This is a genomic window from Achromobacter sp. SIMBA_011 (assembly GCF_046535435.1).
Taxonomy (GTDB): Bacteria; Pseudomonadota; Gammaproteobacteria; order Burkholderiales; family Burkholderiaceae_B; genus Achromobacter; species Achromobacter dolens.
Genome location: NZ_JAWRWN010000178.1, coordinates 1 through 333 on the forward strand (window position 1 = coordinate 1; position 333 = coordinate 333).

Annotated in this window: 1 protein-coding gene; it reads left to right on the forward strand. The window is 69.1% G+C overall.

The features are described 5' to 3' along the window. Positions 1-333, forward strand: a 333-nt coding sequence (locus SB816_RS30460; protein WP_410548047.1) for a hypothetical protein, incomplete at both ends; no start/stop codon positions are given.

Consider the following 333-nt stretch of genomic DNA (forward strand, 5'->3'; position numbering starts at 1 on the left):
GTCTCCGAGCGGCTCGCGACGCTGCACGACCTCGGCGAGGGCCGCTGCGACATCCTGCTGGTGCCCGCGACCACCGCGCTGTACCGGATGCCGCCCGCGTCGTTCATGGCCGCCTACACGTTCGCGTTCGCGCAGGGCGAGCGGCTCGACGAGGCGAAGCTGAAAGCGCAGCTAACGCTCGCCGGCTACGAGCACGTGAGCCAGGTCGTGCGGCCCGGCGAATACTGCGTGCGCGGCTCGCTGATCGACCTGTTCCCGATGGGCTCGCCGCTGCCCTACCGCATTGACTTGTTCGACGATCAGGTGGATTCGATCCGCGCGTTCGACCCGGAC